The following is a 5,250-nucleotide window of genomic DNA, read 5'->3' on the forward strand; positions in this document are numbered from 1 at the left end:
CCGACTTTCGCCCCTCAATAAACAGGGCAGCGGCTCTCCGAAACATACAAACCAACCTTAGGCTAAAATCATGCCACGAGTGGGCTACCACCGCCCAGCGCAGAGTCTGGCGAATGAAGATTGTGTTGTACCTTTGTGGCGGTATGAAAACTTGGAAATTCGTTTTTGGCGTGCTCCTCATAGGGAGCATATGGACACAAGAAGGTGCCATTCGCATCGGCGCTGTACTCCTTCCCCAAAGCACCTGGCTCCTCAATCAGGATGACTCGGATGCTGGTCCCGAGTTGGATTATGAGAGCACCTGGGGTTTTGCCGGCGGCGTGAGTGCTTCGTACAACTTCACCGACTACTTAGGAGTAGGCTTGGATGTGCTCTACTCCAGTCAGGGTCAAAAGTACAAGGGCACAAAATCAGGAATTTCCTACACGGCAAAGGCCACCCTGAATTACCTCAAGCTCCCCCTCCTCCTGCGCTTCAATAGCGACCCCAACTCCGTCGTGCAGTTTAGCGCCTTCTTAGGGCCGCAGTTCAGCTTCCTGCTAAGCTACAACGACCGAAAGGAAACTAATCCACCCACAGAAATCCGAGAAGTCTCTGGAAAAGAGTTGCGCATCACAACCGGCAATACCTCCACGAAAGAGGCACTTACCGCTCCCATATACTTGATATCGTTTAAGACAGTTTTCTGACTCCTGACCATGATTTCGACCCTCGGCACTCCCACCCATCCAGAGCAGACCCTTTCCCCCAACCAGTCTTTGCGCCCCTTGACCAGCCGTATCAACAGCCGGGGGCACTTGGAAATTGGGGGGTGCGACGTGGTGGAGCTGGTGCGCCAGTTTGGATCCCCTCTCTACATCCTGGACGAATGGACGCTGCGCCGCGCCTGCCAGCTTTACCGTGACACCTGGGCCCGCTGCTACGCCGGGGGATCCCGGGTTTTGTACGCCACGAAAGCCTGGAACTGCCTGGCCATTTGTGCTCTGGCTCTGCAAGAAGGGCTGGGGTTGGATGTGGCTTCCGGCGGGGAGCTGTACACAGCCCTGCAGGCGGGGGCCAAAGGTGAAGATCTCTATCTGCACGGCAACGCCAAGTCTCTTGAGGAGCTGAACTTAGCCCTGGAGACAGGCTGTACTGTGGTGGCGGATAGCCTGTACGAGCTGCAGCAGGTCTCGGCCCTGGCCACACCCGAACGGCCAGCGCGGCTGCTCCTGCGGGTTAACCCCGGTATCGACGTCCACACCCACGAGTACATTCGTACCGGGCAAACCGACAGCAAATTCGGCATCGGGCGATGGCAATTGCCGGAAGTGCTGGATTTTTTGGCCGCCCATCCTCAGTTGCAGTGCGTCGGGCTCCACGCCCACATTGGGTCGCAGATTTTTGATCTGCAGGGCCACCGAGACCTGGCGGGGGTGCTGGCCCAGATCTGGCGGCAAGGGCTGGACAGAGGGCTGCCCCTACAAGAGCTCAATGTGGGTGGGGGCCTGGGGATCCGCTATGTCGAATCCGATGATCCCCCCTCCATCCCGGAGTGGGTGGAAACTGTGGCGACGGCGGTGCAACAAGCCTTTGCCCAGGCTGGGATCCCTTTGCCCAAGGTGCTCTGCGAGCCTGGACGATCTGTGATTGGGCCGGCTGCCGTGACCGCCTACACCCTGGGAGGGCAAAAGCGGATCCCTCCCAGCGATGACCTGCCCCAAGGACGCACCTACATCACCATCGACGGTGGTATGTCCGACAACCCCCGCCCGATCACCTATCAAGCCCGCTATACCGCCCTTCTGGCCAACCGACCAGAGGCAGAGGCCACGCAGCGGGTAACGGTGGCCGGCAAACACTGCGAGTCGGGGGATGTGCTGTTGAAGGATGTGCTTCTGCCCGCTCCAATGGCAGGAGAAGTGTTGGTGGTTTTGGCGACGGGGGCCTACAACTACAGCATGGCTTCCAATTACAATCGCTTCCCTCGGCCAGCCGCGGTGCTGGTCAACGAGGGAGAGGCCCAGTTGATTGTGCGGCGAGAAACTTATGCCGACCTAATCCGTCAGGATGTTCTGCCGGAGCGGTTGCTGCGTTGAAGGGGAAGTTTGCCCATACCCATCTGGTCAGTAGAGGCACAGCCTTTCCTGGCAGCGCCGACCGCAGCCAACGCACCTCATGCGAGAAAGACTGGAAGACAGCCAGGAGGTGAGTGGTAGGCTGGTCTGGGGGCCGCAGTCCAACAGGGGTTCTGAGGTGCAGAACGGCACCAGGCAGAAGGTCCGCAATGAGGGGAGCGTGAACGGGGTTTTTCGCCATGCTGGCGGCCTTATGGGCTTGGCTACAGCAGTTTAACTTTCTCAGCCTCTTGGACTGGGCTCTGGCCGTCTTTCTGTTGGCCTTGGCTCTCTATTACACCCGCGAGAGTCGTGCTGGGGTGCTGGTGCGGGGATTTATAGTGCTGTTGGTGCTGTACCTGGCCACAGCCTCTCTGCCCTTGGTTCACCTGATCTTGGATCGCCTGCTCCTGGGCGCAGCCGTAGCCATGGGCGTGCTCTTTCAACCGGAGTTTCGCCGGCTGCTGGAGCAACTGGCAAGAGCTATCCGCATGGAGTGGCCAAGCAACGCAGGCGACGACGAGGAGGATCCTGAGGAAGATTTGGTGGAAGAACTGGTGCAAGCGGTGCGAGAACTTTCCCAAAACCGCACAGGAGCGCTGATTGTCATCGAGCCAGAGCAGCCGATTGACTCGCGGGTCTTTACCGACAAAGGGGTACCTCTGCAGGCGCGGGTGTCGCGGGAGATCCTGCAGACCATTTTCCAGACTTCAACTTTGTTGCATGATGGGGCTGTGGTCATCCATCGGGATCGCATTCGCGCAGCGGGGGTAATCCTACCGGTTTCGGAGCGGGCCGCCTCTCGGCAACTGGGCACACGGCACCGTGCTGCGATGGGGATCACAGAACAGACCAATTGCTTGTGTATTGTGGTCTCAGAAGAAACGGGCTGCATCTCGCTGGCGGAGGGTGGGCGCATCGAGCGACCTCTGACCAGTGCCAAGTTACACGAGCTGCTGGTACAGCGGTTGCGCAATCCCCGCGATGCCAAAAAACGAGATGCTCCGCTACGGGGATTGTGGGCCTACCCCTGGTTTCGCAATGGGCCGCTGCGCTGGTGGGGATCCCTCTCCGATCTAACTAAACTCTTTCGCAAACCTGAGAAAACCCTCCCGAAAGACTGATCCCCATGACCCTTTCTCCTGCCCATCTTCTGCACTTGCCTGCCGACCTGGATCCCCAGTTGTTGCCCCGCCATGTGGCGGTGGTGATGGATGGCAACGGGCGTTGGGCGCAAAAACGGGGTTTACCCCGCAGCGTTGGGCATCAGCGAGGGGTATCGGCCCTGAAGGAGCTGCTGCGCTGTTGCAATGATTGGGGGATCCCGGCCCTTACCGCCTATGCCTTCTCCACCGAGAACTGGGGCCGTGCCCGCGAGGAAGTGGATTTCCTCATGACGTTGTTCGAACAGGTGCTGTGGCGGGAGTTGGGGGAAATGGTGCAGCAGGGGGTGCGCATCCAGTTTGCCGGCCAGTTGTCGGCTCTGCCTCACTCTCTGCAGGAAACCATCGTGCATGCGGTGGAATGCACCCAGCACAACAAGGGCATTTGCCTGACGGTGGCCCTCAACTACGGGGGAAGACAGGAGATCCTGCAGGCCTGCCGCTCCATTGCCACCTTGGTGCAGCAGGGGCTGCTGCAGCCGGATCAGATTGACGAGGCCCTCTTTTCCCAATTTCTCTACACCACCGGCCTCTCCGATCCTGACCTGCTGATCCGCACCAGTGGCGAGATGCGCATCAGCAACTTCCTGCTCTGGCAGATGGCCTACACCGAGCAGTATTTCACCCCCATTCTCTGGCCGGATTTTGACCGAGCCGCTTTTCACCAAGCCTTGCTTAGCTATCAGTCGCGGCAGCGGCGGTTTGGCAGGTGAGGTTCCAGGTTGAATATCTGTCGCAAACCGGCAGCTAGCGCAAAAAGCTGGTCACCAACCACATCACCGCAAACGTGATCCCCACCAACAGCGCGCCAGGAGCATCGCCACCGGTGAGGGGAAGGGCAATGCCGTAGGCCAACATCAGCCCCAGGCTCAAGGCCGCCAGAGCCAAGAGAAAAGCGCGAATGAAGCGGCGCTCTTTGCGGTACAGGAAATAGATACAAGCCATCAGCCCCAAGGCCAGTTGCAGCGAGGGGTACTCATCGGGAGCCAGGATAACCCAACCCCCCAGCCCACCCAGCAGCGCCGCAGGCCAGAGGGCATCGGCGGTAGAGGGGGTATCCAGCCAGCGGCTGACCCAAGGCGGATTTTGGGCAGCAGGGCGGGGCAAACTCAGCTCCGGCTCAGGATGGGCAGCCCGTTGTTCGGCGTAGCGAATGCGGTCGGGAACGGCGATTTTGCCCTCTTTGCGCAGGCGCAGGCGCTGCATCAGGATGGCATCGTAGGCTTGCTCCACCCGCTCTTGCTGCTGTTCATCGGCGCCCAAGCTGGCCAGGAGCCTAGCCCGCGCCGATTGAATTTCTTCAAAGGAGGCTTCTTCGCTAATTCCCAACACCTGATACGGACTCATCTCAGCCATAGCGACCAGCCCTTTAACTCTCTATCACCTTAACCCAGCCTGCCCAACCTTCGATCCGGCTACGCGACAGGAACCGACAACGGGGATTGAGTTGCCCCATCCTCCAGGGATCCGGATTCGGAGGTCGAGGCAATTACTGCCTGCAGACATCGGGCTACATACTCAACCGCAGCGTAGGTGGTGGCTTTGCCAAGGCTAAGGCGAATGGATCCCAGTGCCTCGGCTTCCGAATAGCCCATGGCCAAGAGGATGCGGCTGGGGATCAGTTGGCCGCTGCTGCAGGCGGAGCCGGCGCTAATGGCGATCCCCTGGCGGCTCAGAGCCCTGACCAGCACATTCCCGGGGATCCCCCCTGCGGCGCAGTAGCTGAGGTGGTGGGGCAGGCGCTGCTCCAAACGGACGGGGCCGGTCAGCCGCAAACCGGGCACCTCCGCTAGCAACTGGGCCAAATGCCGTTGCAATTGCCGCAGGCGGGCCGTTTCTTGAGATAGCTCTTGGGCCGCCAAAGCTGCCGCCACTCCCAAGCCGACAATGCCCGGGATCCCTTGGGTGCCAGCCCGCAGCCGCCGTTCTTTCCCCCCCCCCCCCCGGCCCGGGCGCAGCGCCCCCCCGCGGCGCCCGGCACCCCCCCCCCC

At 60.4% G+C, this 5,250-nt stretch carries 6 protein-coding genes; 4 read left to right on the plus strand and 2 right to left on the minus strand.

Going from position 1 to position 5,250, the window contains the following annotated elements; genetic code table 11:
• The 4 genes from NW838_RS07905 to NW838_RS07920 form a co-directional block, all read left to right on the plus strand.
• Positions 1-689, plus strand: a 689-nt coding sequence (locus tag NW838_RS07905) for an outer membrane beta-barrel protein (RefSeq protein ID WP_414427818.1), incomplete at its 5' end; no start/stop codon positions are given.
• A gap of 9 nt (positions 690-698) precedes the next feature.
• Complete coding sequence (gene lysA, locus NW838_RS07910) at positions 699-2,078, plus strand: diaminopimelate decarboxylase (protein ID WP_414355719.1); 1,380 nt, start codon at positions 699-701, stop codon at positions 2,076-2,078.
• A 218-nt stretch (positions 2,079-2,296) separates the two neighbouring features.
• Positions 2,297-3,220, plus strand: a complete 924-nt coding sequence (gene cdaA, locus NW838_RS07915) for a diadenylate cyclase CdaA (RefSeq protein WP_414355704.1) — start codon at positions 2,297-2,299, stop codon at positions 3,218-3,220.
• Between the two features lie 5 nt (positions 3,221-3,225).
• Positions 3,226-3,972, plus strand: a complete 747-nt coding sequence (locus NW838_RS07920) for an isoprenyl transferase (protein ID WP_414355703.1) — start codon at positions 3,226-3,228, stop codon at positions 3,970-3,972.
• A gap of 34 nt (positions 3,973-4,006) precedes the next feature.
• Here NW838_RS07920 and NW838_RS07925 read toward each other — a convergent pair whose 3' ends face one another.
• Both NW838_RS07925 and NW838_RS07930 read right to left on the minus strand, forming a co-directional pair.
• Positions 4,007-4,606 carry a CPP1-like family protein gene (locus tag NW838_RS07925; protein WP_414427819.1) on the minus strand — a complete coding sequence of 200 codons (600 nt, stop codon included), beginning with the start codon at positions 4,604-4,606 and terminating at the stop codon, positions 4,007-4,009.
• Positions 4,607-4,674: 68 nt separating this feature from the next.
• Positions 4,675-5,250, minus strand: a 576-nt coding sequence (locus NW838_RS07930) for an aminotransferase class V-fold PLP-dependent enzyme (protein WP_414427820.1), incomplete at its 5' end; no start/stop codon positions are given.

It is taken from the genome of Synechococcus sp. R55.2, assembly GCF_047462075.1.
Classification (GTDB): Bacteria; Cyanobacteriota; Cyanobacteriia; order Thermostichales; family Thermostichaceae; genus Thermostichus.

Bases quoted from the DNA above. Each gene is read 5' to 3' on its own strand.
- cdaA (WP_414355704.1), top strand. From the start codon at position 2,297: ATGCTGGCGGCCTTATGGGCTTGGCTACAGCAGTTTAACTTTCTCAGC.
- lysA (WP_414355719.1), top strand. From the start codon at position 699: ATGATTTCGACCCTCGGCACTCCCACCCATCCAGAGCAGACCCTTTCC.
- NW838_RS07925 (WP_414427819.1), bottom strand. From the start codon at position 4,606: ATGAGTCCGTATCAGGTGTTGGGAATTAGCGAAGAAGCCTCCTTTGAA.
- NW838_RS07920 (WP_414355703.1), top strand. From the start codon at position 3,226: ATGACCCTTTCTCCTGCCCATCTTCTGCACTTGCCTGCCGACCTGGAT.